We start from the raw sequence: 20,390 nt of genomic DNA on the forward strand, positions 1-20,390 counted from the left end.
GGCATCCGACCATTCTACAGCCCGGATGCCGTTCAGCGTGCGAGGGCGGCGACCTCCGCCGCGGCGCGGGCGATGTCGTCGTTGACGACGTGGTGGTCGAACTCGCCCTGCGAGGCGAGCTCGACACGCGCCGTCTTGAGCCGACGTGCGCGCTCCTCGGCGTCTTCCGTGCCGCGACCCACGAGCCGCTGGACGAGCTCGTCCCAACTCGGTGGGAGCAGGAACACGAGGTTCGCATCCGGTGCGGCGGCGCGCACCTGACGGGCGCCCTGCAGGTCGATCTCCAGCAGCACCGTGCGCCCCTCGGCGAGTGCCGCCTCGATCGGCGCCTTCGGCGTGCCGTACCGGTGACGGTTGTGCACGGTCGCGTGCTCCAGGAGGGCGCCGTCCGCGACGAGGCGGTCGAACTCGGCGTCGTCGACGAAGAAGTAGTGCTCCCCCTCGATCTCGCCGGGCCGCGGAGCGCGGGTCGTGGCAGAGACGGACAGCAGGATCTCCGGGTGGTGGTCCTTGATGTGCGCCGCCACGGTGCCCTTGCCGACGGCGGTGGGGCCGGCGAGGACCACGAGACGACTGCGGCCGTCGCGCGGGCGGGGTTCGGGCCAGCGCCCGTCGAGGAACTCCGCGAGCGCGAGGCGCTGTCGCGCCCCCAGTCCGCCCAGACGCTTCACCGGAGAGATCTCCAGGTCGGCGAGGATGCGATCGCGTTTGCCTTCGCCGATCGCCGGCAGCGCCGTGAGGAACTCCGTGACGCGCATGGCGCCGGCCGGTGACTGCGGGTCAGCGAGCGCTCGGCGCAGGAGCTCCTGCGGTGAGATCACACGGGTCGCGACGTCGCGCTTGAGAGCGGCGCGCTCACGTCGGGCGGCGACGGCGCGCCGTGACGCGGCGACGCGGTCGACTTCGGGTGGGCGGCGGGAGTCAGACATGGGAACTCTCACGGTACAGGCCCACGCGCTCCTCGATACGTGCCGCGAGGTCGGCAGGCCCGGCCGACAGCACGCTGCGGCTCTCGCTGGCGAGCACGAACGGGGCGAGGGATCCGAAGATCCCCACGAGGTTGCCGGGCTGAGCGCCCTGCGCGCCGAAGCCGGGGGCGAGGATCGGCAGCCGTGCGGCGATGGTCTCGGTGATCCCCGCGGCGGCGATGTCGACGGTCGCGCCCACGACGAGTCCGAGGCTCGCCCACTCGTCGGGTCCTCGGTCCAGGTCGGCTCGAGCGACTTCCTCGGCGACATACGAGGCGACCGTCCCTCGGCCCGCCACACGGGCGCCCTGAAGGGCGGCTGCCCCGGGGTTGCTCGTCGCGGCGAGGACGAACACACCCTTGCGCTCCTGCGCCGCGAGGGCGAACGTCGAGGCGAGCGGCCCTTCGACGAGGCCGTCGCCACCGACGCCGAGGTACGGGCTGACCGTCACGGCGTCGGCCTCGAGGGGCGAGCCGGATGCCAGCCAAGCGGCGGCGTATGCGCCCATGGTCGTGCCGATGTCGCCGCGCTTGGCATCCGCGATGACGAGGAGACCCGCCTCGCGCGCGGCGCGCAGCACGTCTTCCAGCGCCGCATACCCGGCCGAGCCGAAACGCTCGAAGAACGACACCTGCGGCTTGACGACGCCGACGCGGCCCGCTGCGGCCGACACGACCCGCAGACCCAGCTCGCGGGCTCCGGCCGCCGAGACCTCGAGCCCCCAGTCCTGCAGCAACGACGCGTGCGGGTCTATCCCGACGCACAGCGGTCCGTGCATCACGACCGCCGCGCGCAGCCGTTCGCCGAAGGTCGTCACGCCGTGACCTCTCGTTCGGCCGCGTACTCCTGCAGACTCTTCACGGCAAAGCCCTCACGCAGCACCGGCAGTGCGCTGACAGCGGCGCCGAGGACCGCCATCGTCGTGAACAGCGCCTTGTCGGCGGCCACTGCGGCGGCCCGGATCTCGTAGCCGTCGGCCCGGGCGATCCCGCCCGACGGGGTGTTCACGACGATGTCGATCTCGCCCGCGTTGATGAGGTCGACGACGTTGCGCTCCCCCGTCTGCTGCGTTGCCGAGTACTTGTTCACGACGTCAACGCGGATGCCGTTGCGCGCGAGGATCTCCGCGGTGCCCTCCGTGGCGATCAGTCGGAACCCGAGCTCCTGCAGTCGGTGGGCGGGCAGGATGACGGCGCGCTTGTCGTCGTCGGCGACAGAGAGGAACACGGTCCCCTCCGTCGGCATACCGCCGTAGGCCGCCGCCTGGCTCTTTGCGAAGGCCGTCGGGAAGTCGCGGTCGATTCCCATGACCTCGCCCGTGGAGCGCATCTCCGGCCCGAGCACCGAGTCGACCGTGTGGCCGTCGGCCGTGCGGAACCGCTTGAACGGCAGCACGGCCTCCTTGACGGCCACCGGGGCGTCGAGTGGTACACGGGAACCGTCGTCCTGCGGCAGCAGGCCCTCAGCCTTGAGTTCGGCGATGGTCGACCCCGCCATGATGCGGCTGGCCGCCTTCGCCAGGGGGATGCCGAGCGCCTTGGAGACGAACGGAACCGTCCGCGAGGCGCGGGGGTTGGCCTCGATGACGTAGAGCACGCCGGCCGAGACGGCGAACTGCACGTTCAGGAGCCCTCGCACCCCGACGCCCTCCGCGATCGCGAGCGTCGCGGTGCGCACCCGATCGATCTCGGTGCGGCCGAGGGACACCGGTGGAAGGGTGCACGACGAGTCGCCGGAGTGGATGCCGGCTTCCTCGAGGTGCTCCATGACGCCGCCGATGTAGAGCTCGTGTCCGTCGTAGAGCGCGTCGACGTCGAGCTCGATCGCATCGTCGAGGAACCGGTCGACGAGGAGCGGCTTGCCTTCCTCGATGACGACTTCGCCCGCGGTGCGGACGAAGTAGTCGCGGAGGCTCTCGGTGTCGTAGACGATCTCCATGCCGCGTCCGCCGAGCACGAAGCTCGGACGCACGAGCACGGGGTACCCGATCTCCTCGGCGATGGCGACGGCTCCCGCCTCGTCGATCGCCGTGTCGTGCCGCGGCGCCACGAGCCCGGCACGGTCGAGGAGCTGGGAGAACAGCTCGCGCTCCTCCGCGATGTCGATCGCGGCCGGGCTCGTTCCGAGGATCGTGTATCCGGCATCCTCGATGCCCTTCGCGAGCCCCAGCGGCGTCTGGCCGCCCAGCTGGCAGACCACGCCGTGGATCGTGCCCGACTGCGACTCGGCGTGCAGCACCTCGAGCACGTCTTCCAGGGTGAGCGGCTCGAAGTACAGGCGGTCGCTCGTGTCGTAGTCGGTCGAGACGGTTTCGGGATTGCAGTTGACCATGATGGTCTCGAAACCGGCATCCGACAGGGCGAACGACGCGTGCACGCACGAGTAGTCGAACTCGACGCCCTGACCGATGCGGTTCGGACCGGAGCCGATGATGACGACCTTGCGCCGCTCGGACGGGGTGACCTCGGTCTCGGTGTCGTACGAGGAGTAGTGGTACGGGGTGAGGGCGGGGAACTCGCCCGCACACGTGTCGACCGTCTTGTAGACGGGCCGCACGTCCAGACCCCAGCGGATGCCGCGCACCTCGACCTCGGTGATTCCGCGCAGCTGAGCGATCTGGGCGTCGCTGAATCCGTGCTCCTTGGCGACACGGAGGGTGTCCGCGTCGAGCTCGGCGGCCTGGCGGATGTACTCGGCGACCTCGTTGATCAGCACCATCTGATCGATGAACCAGGGGTCGATCTTCGTCGACTCGAAGGCCTGCTCGGCCGTCGCGCCCTTCCGCAGCGCCTGCTGCAGCACGACGATCCGTCCGTCGGTGGGGCGCTGAGCGATCTCCAGGAGTTCCTCGACGGAACGCTCTTCGGTGCCCCAGTGGAAGCTCGACCCACGCTTCTCGAGCGAACGCAGCGCCTTCTGCAGCGCCGTCGTGTAATTGCGGCCGATGGCCATCGCCTCGCCGACCGACTTCATGGTCGTCGTGAGGGTGGTGTCGGCGTTGGGGAACTTCTCGAAGTTGAAACGCGGAACCTTGACGACGACGTAGTCCAGCGTCGGCTCGAAACTCGCCGGAGTCGCCTGCGTGATGTCGTTGGGGACCTCGTCGAGCCGATAGCCGATCGCGAGTTTCGCGGCGAGCTTCGCGATCGGGAACCCCGTGGCCTTCGAGGCCAGCGCCGAGGACCGCGACACGCGAGGGTTCATCTCGATGACGATGATGCGGCCCGTGACGGGGTCGACGGCGAACTGGATGTTGCAGCCGCCGGTGTCGACGCCGACGGCGCGGATGATGTCGATGCCGATGTCGCGCAGCTTCTGGTACTCGCGGTCGGTGAGGGTCAGCGCCGGAGCCACGGTGATCGAGTCGCCCGTGTGGACCCCGACGGGGTCGACGTTCTCGATCGAGCAGACGACGACCGTGTTGTCGGAGGTGTCGCGCATGAGCTCGAGCTCGTACTCCTTCCACCCGAGGATCGACTCCTCCAGCAGCACCTCCGTCGTCGGGGAGTCGCGCAGTCCCGCTCCGCCGATACGGCGCAGATCGTTCTCGTCGTACGCGAACCCGGAGCCGAGCCCGCCCATCGTGAAGGACGGGCGCACCACCAGCGGATAGCCGAGCTCCGCGGCGCCCGCGAGGAGGTCGTCCATCGTGTGGGCGATGACGCTGCGCGCGACGTCGGCGCCCGCGTCGAGTACGAGCTGCTTGAAGATCTGGCGGTCTTCGCCCTTGCGGATCGCGTCGACCTTCGCGCCGATGAGCTCGACGTCGTACTTCTCGAGGATGCCGCGGTCGTGGAGCGCCATCGCGGCGTTCAGTGCCGTCTGTCCGCCGAGCGTCGGCAGGATGGCATCCGGCTTCTCCTTGGCGATGATCGTCTCGATCACTTCCGGGGTGATCGGCTCGATGTAGGTGGCGTCGGCGAAGTCCGGGTCGGTCATGATCGTCGCCGGGTTGGAGTTGACGAGGATGACGCGCACGCCCTCCTCCCGGAGCACCCGGCAGGCCTGGGTTCCGGAGTAGTCGAACTCGCAGGCCTGACCGATGACGATCGGGCCGGAGCCGATGACGAGGACGCTGGTGATGTCGTCGCGCTTGGGCATCAGTTGTTGTCCTTCTGGTTCGACACGACCAGCTCCGCGAAGCGGTCGAAGAGGTAGTTGGCGTCGTGGGGGCCGGCGGCGGCCTCGGGGTGGTACTGCACCGAGAACGCCGGCAGGTCGAGGGCGCGAAGACCCTCGACGACGTTGTCGTTGAGCCCCACGTGGCTCACTTCCACGCGGCCGTAGCCGTTCGGGCTGTCGACCGTGCCCTCGAGGGGGGCGTCGACGGCGAAGCCGTGGTTGTGGGCCGTGATCTCCACGCGACCCGTCTGCTTGTCGAGCACGGGCTGGTTGATGCCCCGGTGACCGAAGGGCAGCTTGTAGGTGCCGAACCCGAGCGCGCGCCCGAGGAGCTGGTTGCCGAAGCAGATGCCGAAGAACGGCAGGCGGTCATCGAGCACCGCTCGCAGGAGCGACACGTGGTCGTCGGAGGCGGCGGGGTCGCCGGGACCGTTGGAGTAGAACACCGCGACCGGGTCGATCGCGCGGATGTCGTCGATCGTGACGCTCTGCGGGAGCACGTGCACCTCGAAGCCGCGGGCGGCGAGGTTGAGCACCGTGGCCTGCTTGACGCCCAAGTCGAGGACGGCGAGGTTTCCGAGACGCGGCACACCTTCGGCCGCCGGCGTCACCTCAGGAGCGGAGACCGAGACCTCCGCCGACAGGTTGCGTCCCGACATCTGCGGCGCCTCGCGGACGATCCGCAGCTGCTCCTCCGCATCGATCGCCGCGGCGTCGCCCGAGAAGATAGCGCCGCGCATGCTGCCGGCCGACCGGAGGACGCGCGTGACGGCGCGCGTGTCGATGCCGCTGATGCCGACGATCCCGTCGCGCTCCAGGGCGTCGTCGAGCGACTCTTCGGAGCGCCAGTTCGACACGACGCGCGAGGGGTCGCGGACGATGTAGCCCGAGACCCAGATGCGCCGCGACTCGACGTCTTCGGTGTTCATCCCGGTGTTGCCGATGTGCGGAGCGGTCTGCAGCACGATCTGACCCGCGTACGACGGGTCCGTGAGGGTCTCCTGGTAGCCGGTCATTCCCGTCGCGAAGACGACCTCGCCCAGCGTGGTGCCGCGCGCGCCGTAGGCACGCCCCGGGTGGCGAGAGCCGTCTTCGAGCACGAGGACAGCGGGGTCGAGGGCCGGGGAGAAGGTGGAGCGAGTCATGCGTCGGGTCCCGTCGGAGTCGTCGAGGTCGGGGCGGAGAGGATGCCGGATACGGCATCGGTGAGGGCGCCGGCGGAGGCGTCCTGTGGTCTGAGGTATGTGTCGGCGACGGTGTCGTCGCTCGTGCGCCAGCTGACGCGGACGAGTCCGTCGCGTTCGACGACGCGGTCGATTGCGACCGTCGCACGTCCGACCGACACCAGCGCCTCCCGGGTGAGGAACAGGCGGGGCTGCCCGGTGAGATCGAGCGCGACACCGGCATCGGTGACCGTCACATCGACGCGCGAACGGAAGCCGAGTCCGCGGATGGCGAGACGCTCCAGCGGCTGCTCGTGCGCCGTCGTGGCGACGTAGAAGCCGGAGAAGACGGCGATCACGTCGGCATCCGCGGGGATCTCCCCCGTCGGTGCCGCGATACCGCTGTCGCGACGCGCGCGTCGTCGCCACGCCCACACCCCGGCTGCGACCAGCAGCACCGCGAAGGCAGCGATGATCACGAGCGCGAGTTCGCGGGTCATGCGGACACCTCCGCCAGATCCACGACGGCGCCGTCGGCGACGGTGACCGTGCCGCGGAAGAAGGTCCAGCGCACGGAGCCGGGGAGCTCCCGTCCGAGGTAGGGCGAGTTGGCGCTGCGACCGTGGAGGTCGTCGCGACCGAACGGCTGCCGTGCGGCCGGGTCGTAGAGCACGAGGGAAGCCGGCGCGCCGACGGCGAGGTCGGTGCCGGCGTGATCGAGGCGGCCGATGCGGGCCGGAGCGGTCGACATGACGCGCGCCACGTCGTCCCAGGTGAGCATCCCCGTCTCGACCATCGCCAGGTGCACGACGCGCAGCGCGGACTCGAGTCCGACCATGCCGTTGGCGGCGGCCTGCCACTCGCAGCTCTTGGATTCGGCGGGATGCGGCGCGTGGTCGGTTGCGACGATGTCGATGGTGCCGTCGGCCAGCCCTTCCCGCACCGCCTGGACGTCCTCGTCTCGGCGCAGAGGCGGGTTCACCTTGAAACGTGCGTCGTAGCCGCGCACCAGCTCTTCCGTGAGGAGCAGGTGATGGGGCGTGACCTCGGCGGTCACGTTCACGCCGCGCTTCTTGGCCCATCGGATGATGTCGACGGAACCGGCCGTGGACAGATGGCAGACATGCAACCGCGAGCCGACGTGCTCGGCGAGCAGCACGTCGCGCGCGATGATCGATTCCTCCGCGACCGCAGGCCATCCCGCGAGCCCGAGCTCGGCGGAGACGGTGCCCTCGTTCATCTGCGCGCCCTCGGTGAGGCGCGGGTCCTGCGCGTGCTGGGCGACGACACCGTCGAACGCCTTCACGTACTCGAGGGCGCGCCGCATGATGAGCGGGTCGAAGACGCAGAAGCCGTCGTCACTGAAGACGCGCACAGCTGCGCGAGAGGATGCCATGGCGCCGATCTCGGCGAGGCGTTCGCCCCTCTGCCCGACCGTGACGGCGCCGATCGGCTGCACGTGGACGTATCCCGCTGCTTCGCCGAGGGCCAGCTCCTGCTCGACGACTCCCGCAGTATCGGCGACGGGCGAGGTGTTCGGCATCGCGAACACCGTCGTGTACCCGCCCGCCGCTGCCGCGCGCGAGCCCGTGAGGATCGTCTCCGACGCTTCGTACCCCGGCTCGCGGAGGTGGGTGTGCAGATCGACGAGCCCCGGCAGGGCGATCAGGCCATCGGCGTCGACGACGGTGGCGCCGTCTGGCTGCAGGCCGTCGCCGATCTCGGCGATGCGTCCGTCGCCGATCAGGATGTCGGTCGCCGCGCCGCCCTGGATACGCGCACCGCGGATGAGGACGGGGCCCTCGGCGTCTCGACGGGTCATCGGGCATCCTCCTCGGCGGTGGGTTCGGTGCGTTCGCCGGACAGCAGCAGGTACAGCGCCGCCATGCGCACCGACACGCCGTTGGCGACCTGCTCGAGCACGGTCGATCGCGGCGAATCGGCGGCGTCGGCGGAGATCTCCAGACCTCTGTTCATGGGTCCGGGGTGCATGACAATGCTACCTTCCGGCAGCGACGCGAGGCGCCGGGCATCGAGACCCCAGCGACGCGAATACTCCCGTTCAGTGGGGAAATAGGCCGCGTTCATCCGCTCGAGTTGGATGCGGAGCATCATGACGGCGTCGGGTGAATCGGACAGGGCCTCGTCGAGGTCGTACCGGATCGTGACCGGCCACGCCGAGACGTCCTGGGGAACGAGGGTGGGCGGCGCCACCAGCGTCACGCGCGCGCCCAGGCTCGTGAGGAGCCACACGTTGGAGCGGGCGACCCGCGAGTGCAGCACGTCGCCGACGATCGTGACGTGGATGCCGTCGAGGTCACGGCCGCGGCTCTCGTCGCCGAACGTGCGCTTGCGGATCGTGAAGGCGTCCAGCAGGGCCTGCGTCGGGTGCTCGTGCGTGCCGTCTCCCGCGTTCACGACGCCCGCCGAGATCCAGCCACTCGTCGCCAGGGTGTGCGGCGCGCCGGATGCGCCGTGGCGGATGACGACGGCATCCGCGCCCATCGCCTGCAGGGTCTGGGCCGTGTCCTGCAGCGACTCCCCCTTCGAGACCGACGAGCCCTTCGCGGAGAAGTTGATGACATCGGCGGAGAGCCGCTTGGCGGCCGCCTCGAAGGAGATGCGGGTGCGCGTGGAGTCCTCGAAGAAGAGGTTCACGACCGTCTTGCCGCGCAGCGTCGGGAGCTTGCGGATCTCGCGTGACTGCGTGTCGCGCATGTCTTCGGCGACATCGAGGATGCGGAGGGCGTCGTCGCGGGTGAGGGTCTTCGTGTCGAGCAGGTGCCTCATGACTCGATCGTCACCTCCTCGACGCCGTCGACATCGGCGACGCGGACGTTGACGCGCTCGTCCCGCCCGCTCGGCAGGTTCTTGCCGACGAAGTCCGGACGTATCGGCAGCTCGCGATGTCCTCGGTCCACGAGGATCGCCAGGCGCACCGCCGCGGGTCGTCCGATGTCGCTCAGGGCGTCGAGTGCGGCGCGGATCGACCGTCCGGAGAAGAGCACGTCGTCCACGAGGACGACCGTGCGCCCGTCGACTCCGCCCGGCGGAATCTGCGTGGGATGCGGCGTCCTGGTCGGATTGCGGTGCAGATCGTCGCGGTACATCGTGACGTCGAGGGCACCCACCGGAACGGCGTGTCCGGAGAGCTCCGCGATGAGAGCCGAGATGCGTTCGGCGAGGGTGACGCCTCGTGTCGGGATGCCGAGGAGTACCAGGCCCTCGGGCCCCTTGTTGGACTCGAGGATCTCGTGGGAGATCCGAGTCAGTGCCCGGGCGATGTCGGCGCCGTGCAGCACGGTTCGCGTGCTCATCCGCCGCTCCCTTCTCCGCCTCACAGGACGGTGTTAAAGGTTGCTGTGGTTCGGGACCACTCTAGCGGACCGTGGCGGCCTCCGCCGTCGGGGTGAGTACCGCGCGGACTCCCGCGCGGGAGAGCATGAGCACGACGATGAGGCCCGTCACGGCGAAGAAGCCGCCGAGGCGCACGGCATCGCCGAAGACCGTGTCGACGGCCCACAGGACGAGCAGTTTGCTTCCGGGAAGAACCAGAACGAGCGTCGCGATCGCCACGATGCGCGGCAGAACGCGGTCCGCAGACCGGATGCGCCCCACGACGGCCTTCTTCACGACGAGGACCACCTCGAGGATGACCTTCAGCAGCACGGCCGTGAGCAGGGTGAGGACGAAACTCTCCGAGAGGACCTCGGGGAGGAACTGGACGGTCAGAGCGAGCACCACCACGTAGACGAAGACGTCCACGACATCGATCGGCTGGATGAGCCGCGGACGGGTGGCGCGCACGATGTCCCCCGGTTCCTGTCGCGTCAGGCCGCGGGTTGGGTGGCCGACTCGGTGAGCCCGCCGTCGACCGAGCGGCTGGCCCGGATGGGATGACCCGGCGTGGTGAGGCAGGTGCCCGTCGCCAGATCCCACTTCCAGTCGTGCAGAGCGCATGTCAGGACGCCGTCTTCCACCTTGCCGGTCTTCGTCAGATCCGCGCGCAGATGCGGGCACCGGCGCTGGACCGTCCATTCGCCGATCTCGGCATCCTCGGTCTGGTCGGTCTGCTCGGCGTACCAGTTCTCGACGTACTCGATGCGGTCGCGCGAGAGGCATTTGAGGAAGGTCGTGAGGAACTCGTTGAACTTGCCGCTGCGTCCCACCTCGAACTGCATCGACAGGAAAATGGAGTTCGACCAGTCGATCTCGCCGTCGGCGATGTTCGTCGAGACGAGGTCGGCGGGGATCGTGTACCAGTAGATGCACTCCTCCCCCGCGTACTCGCGCACTTTGGCCTTGGGGAAGTCCACGACCATGTCCAGCTCGCCGATCCGGAACCTGACGTTGCCTCCGACACCCGTGCGGATCGTCCGCGCGCGGCGAAGGAGCGGCTCCCACCACTCCTTGATGGCCTGCAGCATCTCGTCGGGCGGCAGGACGGCGGCTCGCGTGGCCTCTTCAGCGCGCACTTCGGCCTGGCGGCTGTCGCGCTGCTCCGCGAGGTAGGCCCACTTGTCGTCGAATACGCGATCGATCTCGGCCTCCGTGTACAAGGTCTGCGTCACCGTGACGGCCCCGTCGACGAGGTCGACCTGCGTTCCCGGGACGAACTCGTAGCCCTTCTGCTCGGGGCGCAGCTGTCGCATGTGGGCGAGGAACTGGCGCTGATCGGTGAAGATCGAGTCGTCCTCCTCCCCCCAGCCGTTGTAGCGGAACAGCTCCTCCCGGAGGAACATCGGCGGGCCGGCCATGGGGAAGACGTGCTCGGCGTCGACCTTCTCGATGTAGTACATCGCGCGCTTGTTCTGCGCGTCGCGCTTGAGCTGAGCGAAAGTCTGCTTGGAGTCCTGTGGCAGGTCGTAGACCATGGGCCACCAGATGGCGCCCGAGACCTGCGTGAAGTAGGCGTCCGGCTTGCTGAACGACAACAGCCGCTCCAGGTCGAGCGGATGCGAGTCGTTCTGATTGAGGACGCTCGCCGTGCCGTCGTCGACGCTCAGCGAGGAGTCGCCGATCGGCCCGTCGCTCGGAGCGCGCAGCGGCGTGACCATCAGCTTCAGCGGCCCGAACTCCAGCGGCACCCCGGCCTGGGTGTAGACGATGTTCTCGTAGCCGAGGGCGCGCAGGTCGCGCTCCAGGTCGTCGGTCGGATACTCCGGCAGCAGCACCCGGATGTCGGTGCGGACGTACCGGCGCAGCAGCGCGGGGTCGAAGTGGTCGCGGTGCCGGTGCGAGATGTAGAGGAAGTCGGCCTTGCCGAACCGCTCCCAGTCGAGTGCGCGGTTGTCGGGGAATGGGAACCAGGAGCCGAAGAAGCTCGGTCCGATGACGGGGTCGCACAGGATGCTTCCGCCCGCGGTCTCGATGAACATCCCCGCGTGGCCCAGGCCTGTGATCCGCATGATTTCCCTCCCGTCGAGCCCGTCGAGTCTACGCGAGGAGAATCTGCGCACCCGGGGATGCCGGCCGTGTCTGCACGCGTCAGGCGAGGAGATCGCGGATGTCCTCCGCCGTCAGAGCGGTGGAGAATGCGCCGTCCGCGTCGAGGACGGCATCGAACAGGCGCGACTTGCGCTCCTGCAACGCCACGACCTTCTCCTCGATCGTGCCCGCGGCGATCATCCGGTAGACGGTCACGGGGCGCGTCTGTCCGATCCGATGCGTGCGGTCGATCGCCTGGCGCTCGGCCGCCGGGTTCCACCACGGGTCGAGCAGGAAGACGTAGTCCGCCTCAGTCAGCGTGAGCCCGACGCCGCCGGCCTTGAGGCTGATGAGGAACACCGGCTGCTCCCCCGTGCGGAACGCCTCGACGACGTCGCCGCGTCGCGTCGTGGATCCGTCGAGACGCACGAAGCCGATGCCGTGGACGCGCAGATCGGCCTCGACGATGTCGAGGTACGACGTGAACTGGCTGAAGACGAGCGCGCGGTGGCCCTCGGCGGCCAGTTCCCGGAGGCGTTCCCGCAGCGCGTCGAGCTTGCTGGACTCGAGACCGGGGCCTCCGGCATCCACGAGCGAGGGAGCCAGTGCGAGCATGCGCAGGAGCGTCAGCGAGCGGAACACGATGAAGCGATGGCTGTCGAGATCGTCGAGCAAGCCGAGCACTTTGCGGCGTTCGCGCTGAAGCACGCGCTCGTATACGGCGCGATGCCCGCTCGTCAGCTCGATCCGCAGATCCTGCTCCTGGCGTGGCGGCAGGTCGGCGGCGACGACGTCTTTCGTGCGACGCAGGAGGTAGGGGCGCAGACGTCGGCGCAACCGCGCGAGGCGCCGGGCGCGCGCCGCACCGTCCTCGGCGTTCTCGGCCACACGACCGCGCTCGATCGGCGTCACGTACTCGGTGCGAAACTGCCGCGCCGAGGGAAAGAGCCCGGGAGAGGTGAGAGCGAGGATCGCCCACAGGTCCGTGAGGCTGTTCTCCAGCGGTGTGCCCGTGAGCGCGAATCGAGCGCGCGCCCGCAGCTCGCGCGCAGCGCGATGCACCCGGGTGCGCGGATTCTTGACAGCCCCCGCCTCGTCGAGGATCACGACCGACCAGTCCACGTCGGTGTAGGCGCGCTCGTCCAGGCGCAGCAACGCGTACGACGTCACGACGACGTCGGCCTCGATGTCGCGGAGACGGATGCCGGTGCCGTCGACCGTGTGCACCCGCAGCCCGGGGGCGTGCCGGGCCGCCTGTTCGCGCCACGCGTGCACGACGGAGGTGGGTGCCACCACGAGCGCGGGCGCGGCATCCGTCTTCGCGTTCAGGTGCACGAGAAGCGCGAGCACCTGCAGCGTCTTCCCGAGGCCCATGTCATCGGCCAGGATGCCGCCGAGTCCCGCTTCCCACAGGGCGACCAGCCAGCGGAAGCCGTCGAGCTGATAGGGGCGCAGCGGCGTCGCCAGCGCGTCGGGGGCATCGGGCGCACGCTCGATCGAGGACGACGACGCGGCTTGCCGCACCGTCTCGCGCCAGGTGACGGCCGGCTCCGACTGATCGGCGAGGTCTTCGAACTCCTCCCACACCTCGACGTGATAGCGGCTCACCCGCGGGCCGGCCTCCCACTCGACGAGGTCTCGCGACTCGTCGATCAGATCGCGCAGCCGGTCCAGCGCCGGATGGGCGAGCGAGAAGTAGGCACCGTCGGACAGCAGCATCTTCTTGCGTCGCTGCGCGAGTGCGGTGAACAGCGCCGCGAAGGGGATGCGCCGGCCGTCGACGTGAACGTGGACACCCAGGTCGAACCAGTCGGCATCCGTCGTCTCGACCGTGCGCACGGTGATGCGCGGGTCACCGGACAGCTCGCGATAGGCGCGCTGCAGTCCCGACACCTCGACGCGGAGACCGTCCACCTCTTCGAGCGCGGGGAGGACGCGCGCGACGAACTCGGCGGCGACGGCGCCGACGAGCTGCCCCGCGCCGGCGAAGGGGACGTCGGTCGCCCCCTGCCAGGCGGCCTCCACCGTCCGCCGCCGTTCGCGGCTCTCCGGCACCGTGAGGCCGGGCACCTCGGTCGCCTCGTCCCAGTCCGCGCGAGGCGCCGCCGGAGGGTGCCACCGAAAGGCGTAATCGACGACGTCGCGCGGCTGCTGCTGCACGGTGAGCACCAGTGCGGTGGGTTCCGGTGCCGGGAGCGTCACCCCGCGACCCGTGACGACGGTGCTCTCCCGCGCCAGCCGAGGGTAGGCGTCGCGGAGGAAGTCGATGCGGTCGTCGGGAGGCACCGGCATCGCTCCGCCTGCCGCCAGCAGGGCCTGCGTCGCCCCGCCGAGGGCGACCGGCGCCAGGCGCACGTGGAGCGACTCGCCCTCTCCCTCGACGGTGTAGACCCCGACGTGCCCGATCGGGCGGGCGTGGGCTGCGGGAGCGGCACCGTCGACACGCACGTCGGCGTGCAGGAGAAGGCCGTCGCCGGCGCGCTCCGCCCGCACCGTGACCTCGGCGGAGGCGCCGATCGTGAACTGCTGTGTGCGCACGCTCGAGACCAGCGGGATGCCGAGACCCGCCGCCGCGTCGAGGTGCGGCCAGAGCAGATCACTGTCGACCCCGTCGAGCGTCAACCACTCCGAGTCGCCGAAGCCGCCGAACACGCGGACGTCGTGTGCCAGGCCGTACAGGGTCGTGAACCAGCGCCACCGGCGCGCGTCGAGCCGGAACGCGTGCGCCGAAGGCCCACGGCGCAGCGCCTCCCACGATGCGTCGCCCTGAATCCACTCATCTGACGTCGCGCTGCGCACGAGGGGCCGTGCGGCGATTCGCAGTTGACCGTCCGTCGTCGCGACGCTGCGCGCCGAGGCCGTTCGCACTCGACGCGGGCCCCAGTGAGCCTCATCGCCTTCGCGCTGACGGAGCTGGAGGCCGAGGGCGACGCCTCCCTCGTACGCATCGTCGGACACCATCGCGCGCCAGGCGGGCGGACGGGACGACGAGCTCATGCGGGCGATCCTCGCAGGGGGCGCCGACGTCCGGACGTCAGCTCGCGCGGGCGATGCGGGCGAGGACGCCGTGGACGAACGAACCCGAGTCGTCGGTGGAGAACTCCTTGGCCAGTTCGACGGCCTCGTCGATCGCGACGGCCGTCGGGATCTCGCTGTTGAACAGGATCTCCCACACGCCGATGCGGAGCACCGCGCGGTCGACGGCCGGCATCCGTTCGATCTTCCAGTCCCGTGCGTGAGTGATGATCTGCTCGTCGATCTCGTCGCGGTTGTCCACGACGCCGTCGACGATCTCGCGGGCATACAACCACGACGCTTCGCGAGCGGGCTCACTCGCGGCACGCTTGGCTTCCGCCGCGAGGGTCGTCGCCAGGTCGTCGCCGCGGACGTCGCTCTGGTACAGGATGTCGAGGGCGCGCTTGCGCGCCTTACTGCGGGCGCTCATCTGTCAGGCGGCCGGGGTCAGTTGATGCGACCGAGGTAGGCGCCCGTGCGGGTGTCGACCTTGACCTTCGTGCCGGTCTCCACGAACAGCGGAACCTGGATCTCGTAGCCCGTCTCGACCGTGGCGGACTTGGTGCCGGCCGACGAACGGTCGCCCTGCAGGCCGGGCTCGGTGTAGGTGATCTCCAGCACCACGGAGGCGGGGAGCTCGACGTACAGCGGGTTGCCGTTGTTGAGGGCGATCTGGACCTGCTGGTTCTCCAGCAGGAAGTTCGCCGCGTCACCGACGGTCGCAGCACCCACCGTGAGCTGGTCGTAGTCGGCGACGTCCATGAACACGAACCCCTCGCCGTCGTTGTAGAGGTAGGTGAAGTCGCGGCGGTCGACGTTCTCGATGTCGATCTTCGCGCCCGCGTTGTAGGTGCGGTCGACGACCTTGCCGGAGACCACGTTCTTCAGCTTCGTGCGGACGAACGCGCCGCCCTTGCCCGGCTTGACGTGCTGGAACTCGATGACGTTCCAGAGCTGGCCGTCGATGCTGAGGACGACGCCGTTCTTGATGTCTGCCGTGGATGCCATGAGTGTGGAGTTCCGTTTCGTGAGGGAGTTCGGGGCCGCGGCGCCCGGAGGATCCGGCGCGGGCCGACAGTCGATTCTACGGGATCGTCCGCTCAGCCGTCGGCGCGCCCGGTGATGACGTCGATGAGCAGCCGCACCGCACGCGCGTAGCCGGCCACCCCTTCCCCGCTCACGTGGACGACGGCCACGTCGCGGACGAACGAATGACGACGGAACTCTTCGCGCGACGAGACGTCGGAGATGTGCACCTCGGCGACCGGCAGCGACACCCCCGAGAGCGCGTCGCGCAGCACCACCGAGGTGTGCGTGAGGCCGCCCGGGTTGATGACGATCCCGGCGCAGTCCTCGCGCGCAGCGTGGATCGCGTCCAGGAGCACGCCCTCGTGGTTGCTCTGGACGGCGCGAACGTCGAAGCCGGACTCCCCCGCCGTGCGCGTCACGAGCGTCTCGACGTCGGCGAGCGTCTCTCGACCGTAGATGTCGGGTTCGCGCACACCCAGGAGGTTCAGGTTCGGTCCGTTGACGAGGAGGAGGCGTCGAGGCGTGGAGGGCACGTCAGCACCCTACCGGCAGTGATCCGACGGCGGCGGCGGGGTGCGCGCGCGGTGGCAGGATGGCATACATGCCGGGACTGCACCACGTCGAGATCTGGATCGCCGACCCCGGGGCGGTGGATGCCGACTGGGGCTGGCTGCTTCAGCGGCTGGGATTCGCGCGCACCGCGCAGTGGAACGACGGAGTGTCCTGGGAAGCCGAAGGCGTCTACCTCACCTTCACCACCGCTCCCGCGCTGGCCGGCGCGCACGATCGCCGACGGTCGGGCCTCAATCACCTCGCGTTCCGCGGAGGGTCTCCGGCGGACGTGGACGCGATCCTCGAGGAATCGGCGGCGCACGGCTGGAGCGCGCTCTATCGGGACCGCTACCCGCACGCTGGCGGTCCCGACCACTACGCGGGGTGGATCGAGAACGCCGACGGCTTCAAGGTGGAGGTCGTCGCCGAGTGACGCCTCGTCAGTCGCCGATCTCCTGGTAGGCCGCGAAGAGCAGCGACTCGTCGGGAGCTTGGAGGACGGTCGGCTTGCCGATGTCGTCGAGCACGATAAAGCGCAGCATGGCGCCGCGCGTCTTCTTGTCGCGCTGCATCGTCGCGAGCAGCTGATTCCAGGCGCCGGCGCGGTAGCTCGTCGGGAGACCCAGGAGCTCGAGGATGTCGCGGTGCCGCTGCGCCGCGTCGTCGGAGAGGCGTCCGGCGAGCCGTGACAGCTCCGCGGCGAACAGCATGCCGACCGAGATGGCCGCACCATGGCGCCAGCGGTAACGCTCGGCGTGCTCGATCGCGTGCCCGAGGGTGTGGCCGTAATTGAGCACCTCGCGCAGTCCCGCCTCGCGCAGATCTTCCCCCACGACGTGGGCCTTCATGTCGATGGCGAGCTCGATGCAACGCCGGAAGGCCTCGCTGCGCGGGTCGACGGCGGCTTTCGGATCGGCCTCGATGAGGTCGAGGATCTCCGGGTACCAGATGAACCCGGCTTTGACGACCTCGGCGAAGCCTGCCACGCGCTCGTTGTCGGACAGCGTGTCGAGCAGGTCGAGGTCGCACAGCACGGCGCGGGGAGGCCAGAATGCACCGACGAGGTTCTTGCCCTCTGCGGTGTTGATGCCGGTCTTGCCGCCCACGGCGGCGTCGACCATGCCGAGCACCGTCGTCGGCACCTGCACCACCGCGACCCCGCGCAGCCAGGTCGCCGCCACGAACCCGGCGAGGTCGGTGACGGCTCCGCCGCCGAATCCGATCACCGCGTCGGTGCGCGTGAAGTCCGCCTGCCCCATGACCTGCCAGCAGAACGCGGCGACCTCGACGCGCTTGCCCTGCTCCGCATCGGGGATCTCCGCCAACAGCACCTGCCGCTCGCCGCCGAGCGACTCGCGCAGCCGCGCCGCCTGGTCGGCCAGCGTCGGCGGGTGCACGATGAGGACCTTCCGCGCCGAGGGCGGCAACGCATTGGAGAGCCGAGAGAGGATGCCGCGGCCCACCGTGATGTCGTACGGCTGGTCCCCCGCGACGGTGATGACGGTGCTCTCGCTCACGACGGATCTCCTGATTCGGTGGGGGCGTCCGCGGACGCCGTCGGTGTGGTGCGTACCCACTGCACGAGGGCGTCGACGACCTCCTGCAGCGGACCGGAGGACGTGTCGAACGTGACGTCGGCGAGCCGCTCGTACAGCGGTCGGCGTGTGGCATAGAGCGCAGACCAGCGGGCGACGGCATCCTCGCCCTGCAACAGGGGGCGCTTCGTGCCGCGGATGCGGGACTCGATCGTCTGGGGGCCCACGGTCAGCAGGATCACCTGGTGCGCCGCGAGGTCGGCCTGTGTGTCGGGGTGGAGTACTGCTCCGCCACCGAGGGCCACGATGCCGCCTCTGTCGAGTCCGTCGCGCACCGCAACACGCTCCCACTGCCGGAAGCGGTCCTCGCCGTGATCGCGGAAGATCGCGTCGATCGGGCCGTGCTCGCGCACGACGGCCGCATCGCTGTCGTAGAACGTCTCGCCGAGAGCGCGTGCGACGCGCTTGCCGATGCTCGTCTTTCCGGCTCCCATCGGGCCGATGAGAACGACCGCGCGTGCACTCATCCCAGGGAGTCGTCGCTGTCGGCCGTTGTGGCCAGCGACGCGGGGATGGCGGCGAGGTAAGCGTCGAGATTGCGCTTCGTCTCCGCCACGCTGTCGCCGCCGAACTTCTCCAGCACGACATCGGCGAGGGTGAGGGCGACCATCGCCTCGGCGACCACGCCCGCCGCGGGCACCGCGCATACGTCCGAGCGCTGGTGGTGCGCGGTCGCGGTGTCGCCGGTGGCCACATCGATCGTCCGAAGTGCGCGCGGCACGGTCGCGATCGGCTTCATGCCTGCACGCACACGCAGCACCGTTCCCGTCGACATGCCGCCTTCGGTGCCGCCGGCCTTGTCGCTCGAGCGCGTGATGCCCTCGTCGGTGGCGAAGAGCTCGTCGTGAGCCGCCGACCCACGGCGCCGCGTCGTCTCGAAGCCGTCACCGACCTCGACGCCCTTGATCGCCTGGATGCTCATGAGCGCCTGCGCGAGTTTTGCGTCGAGGCGCCGATCCCACTGCACGTGCGAGCCGAGCCCCGGCGGGAGGCCGTAGGCGAGCACCTCGACGATGCCACCGAGGGTGTCACCGTCCTTGCGGGCGGCATCCACCTCGGCCACCATCGCGGCGCTGGTGGCGGCGTCGAAGCAGCGGAGCGGATCGGCATCCAGTGCGTCCACGTCGTCGGGCATCGGCAGCGCCGCGTCGTCGGGCACGCGCACAGGGCCGATGGAGAGGGTGTGGCTGACCAGGCGGATGCCGAGCTCGGCGAGGAACCCGCGCGCCACCGCACCGAGTGCGACTCGTGCGGCGGTCTCGCGTGCGCTCGCACGCTCCAGGATCGGCCGGGCCTCGTCGAAGCCGTACTTCTGCATGCCCACCAGGTCGGCGTGACCGGGGCGCGGGCGCGTGAGTGCGGCGGATCGGCCCCGCGACTTCTCGGTCAGCTCGACGGGCTCGGGGTTCATGACCTCGATCCACTTGGGCCACTCGGTGTTGCCGACGCGCAAGGCGATCGGGCTGCCCAGGCTGTAGCCGTGGCGGACACCGGCCGAGATCGTGAGCTCGTCCTCCTCGAACTTCATCCGAGAGCCGCGGCCGTAGCCCAGCTTGCGGCGCGCGAGATCGGCCTGGATGGCGGCGCGGGAGACGGGGACGCCGGCCGGGAGTCCCTCCATGAGGGCGACGAGTTCGGGGCCGTGCGATTCGCCGGCCGTGAGCACGCGGAGCATTCGACTATCCTCCCACGAGCGCGCCGCGCATGACGGCCACGACGGCTTGCTCGTCCGGCAACGCGGCGGACACGTCTCCGGTGGCGAAGAGCCGGATCTGCAGCACGGCCTGGTGCAGCAGCATCCCTTCGCCGTTGACGGCGACCTGTCCCGCGTGCTCCCAGGCCGTCGCGAGGGCGGTCGGCCAGTGCCCGTAGACCACGTCGAACAGAACTCCCCCGGCGTCGGCGAGCCGCCGCGCCGTCTCGGAGGCGACGGCGGCGGCCCCCGGCAGGGTCGACAGGGTGAGGTCGTGCGCGTCGGTGCCGTCCTGGTCGAGCGGAGCGGCACTCACCGCGATGCCGAGGCGTGTCCCCAGGTCGATAAGCGGTTGTGCGGCGGCGAGGCGACGCGCCACGACGGTGACGCGGTCGGCGCCGAGTTCTGACAGCGCGACGAGAGCCGATGTCGCCGTGGACCCGGCCCCGACGATCCGCGGAGAGGAGACGTGCGTGACCCCGACGTCGGCGAGAGCGCGGACGATGCCGCCGACGTCGGTGTTGAACGCGCGACGGCGGCCATCGGTCAGCAGCAGCGTGTTCGCCGCGCCCGTGAGGACCGCGCGGTGGTCGTGCTCCTCTGCGGCGGCGTAGGCGGCCGTCTTGAGCGGCATCGTGCAGGACAGGCCGCGGAACTCGGTCCCCAACCCCGCCAGTTCACGGGCGAAGGTCGTCTCGTCGACGCGCCGACGACCGTAGGTCCAGTCGTAGCCCAGCTGCGCATACGCGGCCGCGTGGAGCCGTGGAGACAGGCTGTGCTCGATGGGATCGCCCCAGACCTCCAGGGCGGTCGGCTGACCCGTCAT

Annotated in this window: 19 protein-coding genes; 1 reads left to right on the forward strand and 18 read right to left on the reverse strand. The window is 69.9% G+C overall.

Going from position 1 to position 20,390, the window contains the following annotated elements:
* Positions 1-32: 32 nt before the first annotated feature.
* The 14 genes from gmk to P0Y48_03700 all read right to left on the reverse strand — a co-directional run bounded on the left by gmk (position 33) and on the right by P0Y48_03700 (position 16,257).
* Positions 33-929, reverse strand: coding sequence for a guanylate kinase (gene gmk, locus P0Y48_03635; protein ID WEK14313.1), 897 nt, complete (start codon positions 927-929; stop codon positions 33-35).
* Complete coding sequence (gene pyrF, locus P0Y48_03640) at positions 922-1,785, reverse strand: orotidine-5'-phosphate decarboxylase (protein WEK14314.1); 864 nt, start codon at positions 1,783-1,785, stop codon at positions 922-924. Before pyrF ends, gmk begins: the two co-directional genes overlap by 8 nt.
* A complete protein-coding gene (gene carB, locus P0Y48_03645; protein ID WEK14315.1) occupies positions 1,782-5,069 on the reverse strand; it encodes a carbamoyl-phosphate synthase large subunit in 3,288 nt (1,095 codons plus the stop codon). Before carB ends, pyrF begins: the two co-directional genes overlap by 4 nt.
* Positions 5,069-6,235 (reverse strand): glutamine-hydrolyzing carbamoyl-phosphate synthase small subunit, encoded by a 1,167-nt coding sequence (gene carA / locus P0Y48_03650; GenBank protein WEK14316.1) that lies wholly within the window; start codon positions 6,233-6,235, stop codon positions 5,069-5,071. The genes carB and carA overlap by 1 nt, the downstream gene beginning before the upstream one ends.
* Complete coding sequence (locus tag P0Y48_03655) at positions 6,232-6,753, reverse strand: hypothetical protein (GenBank protein ID WEK14317.1); 522 nt, start codon at positions 6,751-6,753, stop codon at positions 6,232-6,234. Before P0Y48_03655 ends, carA begins: the two co-directional genes overlap by 4 nt.
* The gene (locus tag P0Y48_03660) at positions 6,750-8,075 is read right to left on the reverse strand and encodes a dihydroorotase (protein ID WEK14318.1); all 1,326 of its coding nucleotides are present in this window, start codon (positions 8,073-8,075) and stop codon (positions 6,750-6,752) included. The genes P0Y48_03655 and P0Y48_03660 overlap by 4 nt, the downstream gene beginning before the upstream one ends.
* Positions 8,072-9,043 (reverse strand): aspartate carbamoyltransferase catalytic subunit, encoded by a 972-nt coding sequence (locus tag P0Y48_03665; protein ID WEK14319.1) that lies wholly within the window; start codon positions 9,041-9,043, stop codon positions 8,072-8,074. The genes P0Y48_03660 and P0Y48_03665 overlap by 4 nt, the downstream gene beginning before the upstream one ends.
* Entirely contained in the window at positions 9,040-9,570 is a 531-nt protein-coding gene (gene pyrR / locus P0Y48_03670) for a bifunctional pyr operon transcriptional regulator/uracil phosphoribosyltransferase PyrR (GenBank protein ID WEK14320.1), read from the reverse strand. Before pyrR ends, P0Y48_03665 begins: the two co-directional genes overlap by 4 nt.
* A gap of 61 nt (positions 9,571-9,631) precedes the next feature.
* Complete coding sequence (locus tag P0Y48_03675) at positions 9,632-10,060, reverse strand: hypothetical protein (GenBank protein WEK14321.1); 429 nt, start codon at positions 10,058-10,060, stop codon at positions 9,632-9,634.
* Between the two features lie 23 nt (positions 10,061-10,083).
* Positions 10,084-11,661: a Rieske 2Fe-2S domain-containing protein gene (locus tag P0Y48_03680; protein ID WEK14322.1), complete on the reverse strand. Its 1,578-nt coding sequence runs from the start codon at positions 11,659-11,661 to the stop codon at positions 10,084-10,086.
* Between the two features lie 79 nt (positions 11,662-11,740).
* Complete coding sequence (locus tag P0Y48_03685; GenBank protein ID WEK14323.1) at positions 11,741-14,677, reverse strand: DEAD/DEAH box helicase; 2,937 nt, start codon at positions 14,675-14,677, stop codon at positions 11,741-11,743.
* Between the two features lie 37 nt (positions 14,678-14,714).
* Positions 14,715-15,125, reverse strand: a complete 411-nt coding sequence (nusB, locus tag P0Y48_03690; protein ID WEK14324.1) for a transcription antitermination factor NusB — start codon at positions 15,123-15,125, stop codon at positions 14,715-14,717.
* Positions 15,126-15,142: 17 nt separating this feature from the next.
* Positions 15,143-15,703, reverse strand: coding sequence for an elongation factor P (gene efp, locus P0Y48_03695; protein ID WEK14325.1), 561 nt, complete (start codon positions 15,701-15,703; stop codon positions 15,143-15,145).
* A 92-nt stretch (positions 15,704-15,795) separates the two neighbouring features.
* Positions 15,796-16,257, reverse strand: coding sequence for a 3-dehydroquinate dehydratase (locus P0Y48_03700; GenBank protein WEK14326.1), 462 nt, complete (start codon positions 16,255-16,257; stop codon positions 15,796-15,798).
* A gap of 68 nt (positions 16,258-16,325) precedes the next feature.
* On the opposite strand from P0Y48_03700, the gene P0Y48_03705 reads away from it, so the two are divergent.
* A complete protein-coding gene (locus P0Y48_03705) occupies positions 16,326-16,709 on the forward strand; it encodes a glyoxalase (GenBank protein ID WEK14327.1) in 384 nt (127 codons plus the stop codon).
* Between the two features lie 7 nt (positions 16,710-16,716).
* Here P0Y48_03705 and aroB read toward each other — a convergent pair whose 3' ends face one another.
* From aroB to P0Y48_03725, 4 genes are read right to left on the reverse strand one after another with little or no spacing between them, the layout of a single operon-like run.
* Positions 16,717-17,793 carry a 3-dehydroquinate synthase gene (aroB, locus tag P0Y48_03710; protein ID WEK14328.1) on the reverse strand — a complete coding sequence of 359 codons (1,077 nt, stop codon included), beginning with the start codon at positions 17,791-17,793 and terminating at the stop codon, positions 16,717-16,719.
* Positions 17,790-18,338, reverse strand: coding sequence for a shikimate kinase (locus tag P0Y48_03715; GenBank protein ID WEK14329.1), 549 nt, complete (start codon positions 18,336-18,338; stop codon positions 17,790-17,792). Before P0Y48_03715 ends, aroB begins: the two co-directional genes overlap by 4 nt.
* Positions 18,335-19,546: a chorismate synthase gene (aroC, locus tag P0Y48_03720; protein ID WEK14330.1), complete on the reverse strand. Its 1,212-nt coding sequence runs from the start codon at positions 19,544-19,546 to the stop codon at positions 18,335-18,337. The genes P0Y48_03715 and aroC overlap by 4 nt, the downstream gene beginning before the upstream one ends.
* A gap of 4 nt (positions 19,547-19,550) precedes the next feature.
* A complete protein-coding gene (locus P0Y48_03725) occupies positions 19,551-20,390 on the reverse strand; it encodes a shikimate dehydrogenase (protein WEK14331.1) in 840 nt (279 codons plus the stop codon).

This window comes from Candidatus Microbacterium phytovorans, from assembly GCA_029202445.1.
Lineage (GTDB): Bacteria > Actinomycetota > Actinomycetes > Actinomycetales > Microbacteriaceae > Microbacterium > Microbacterium phytovorans.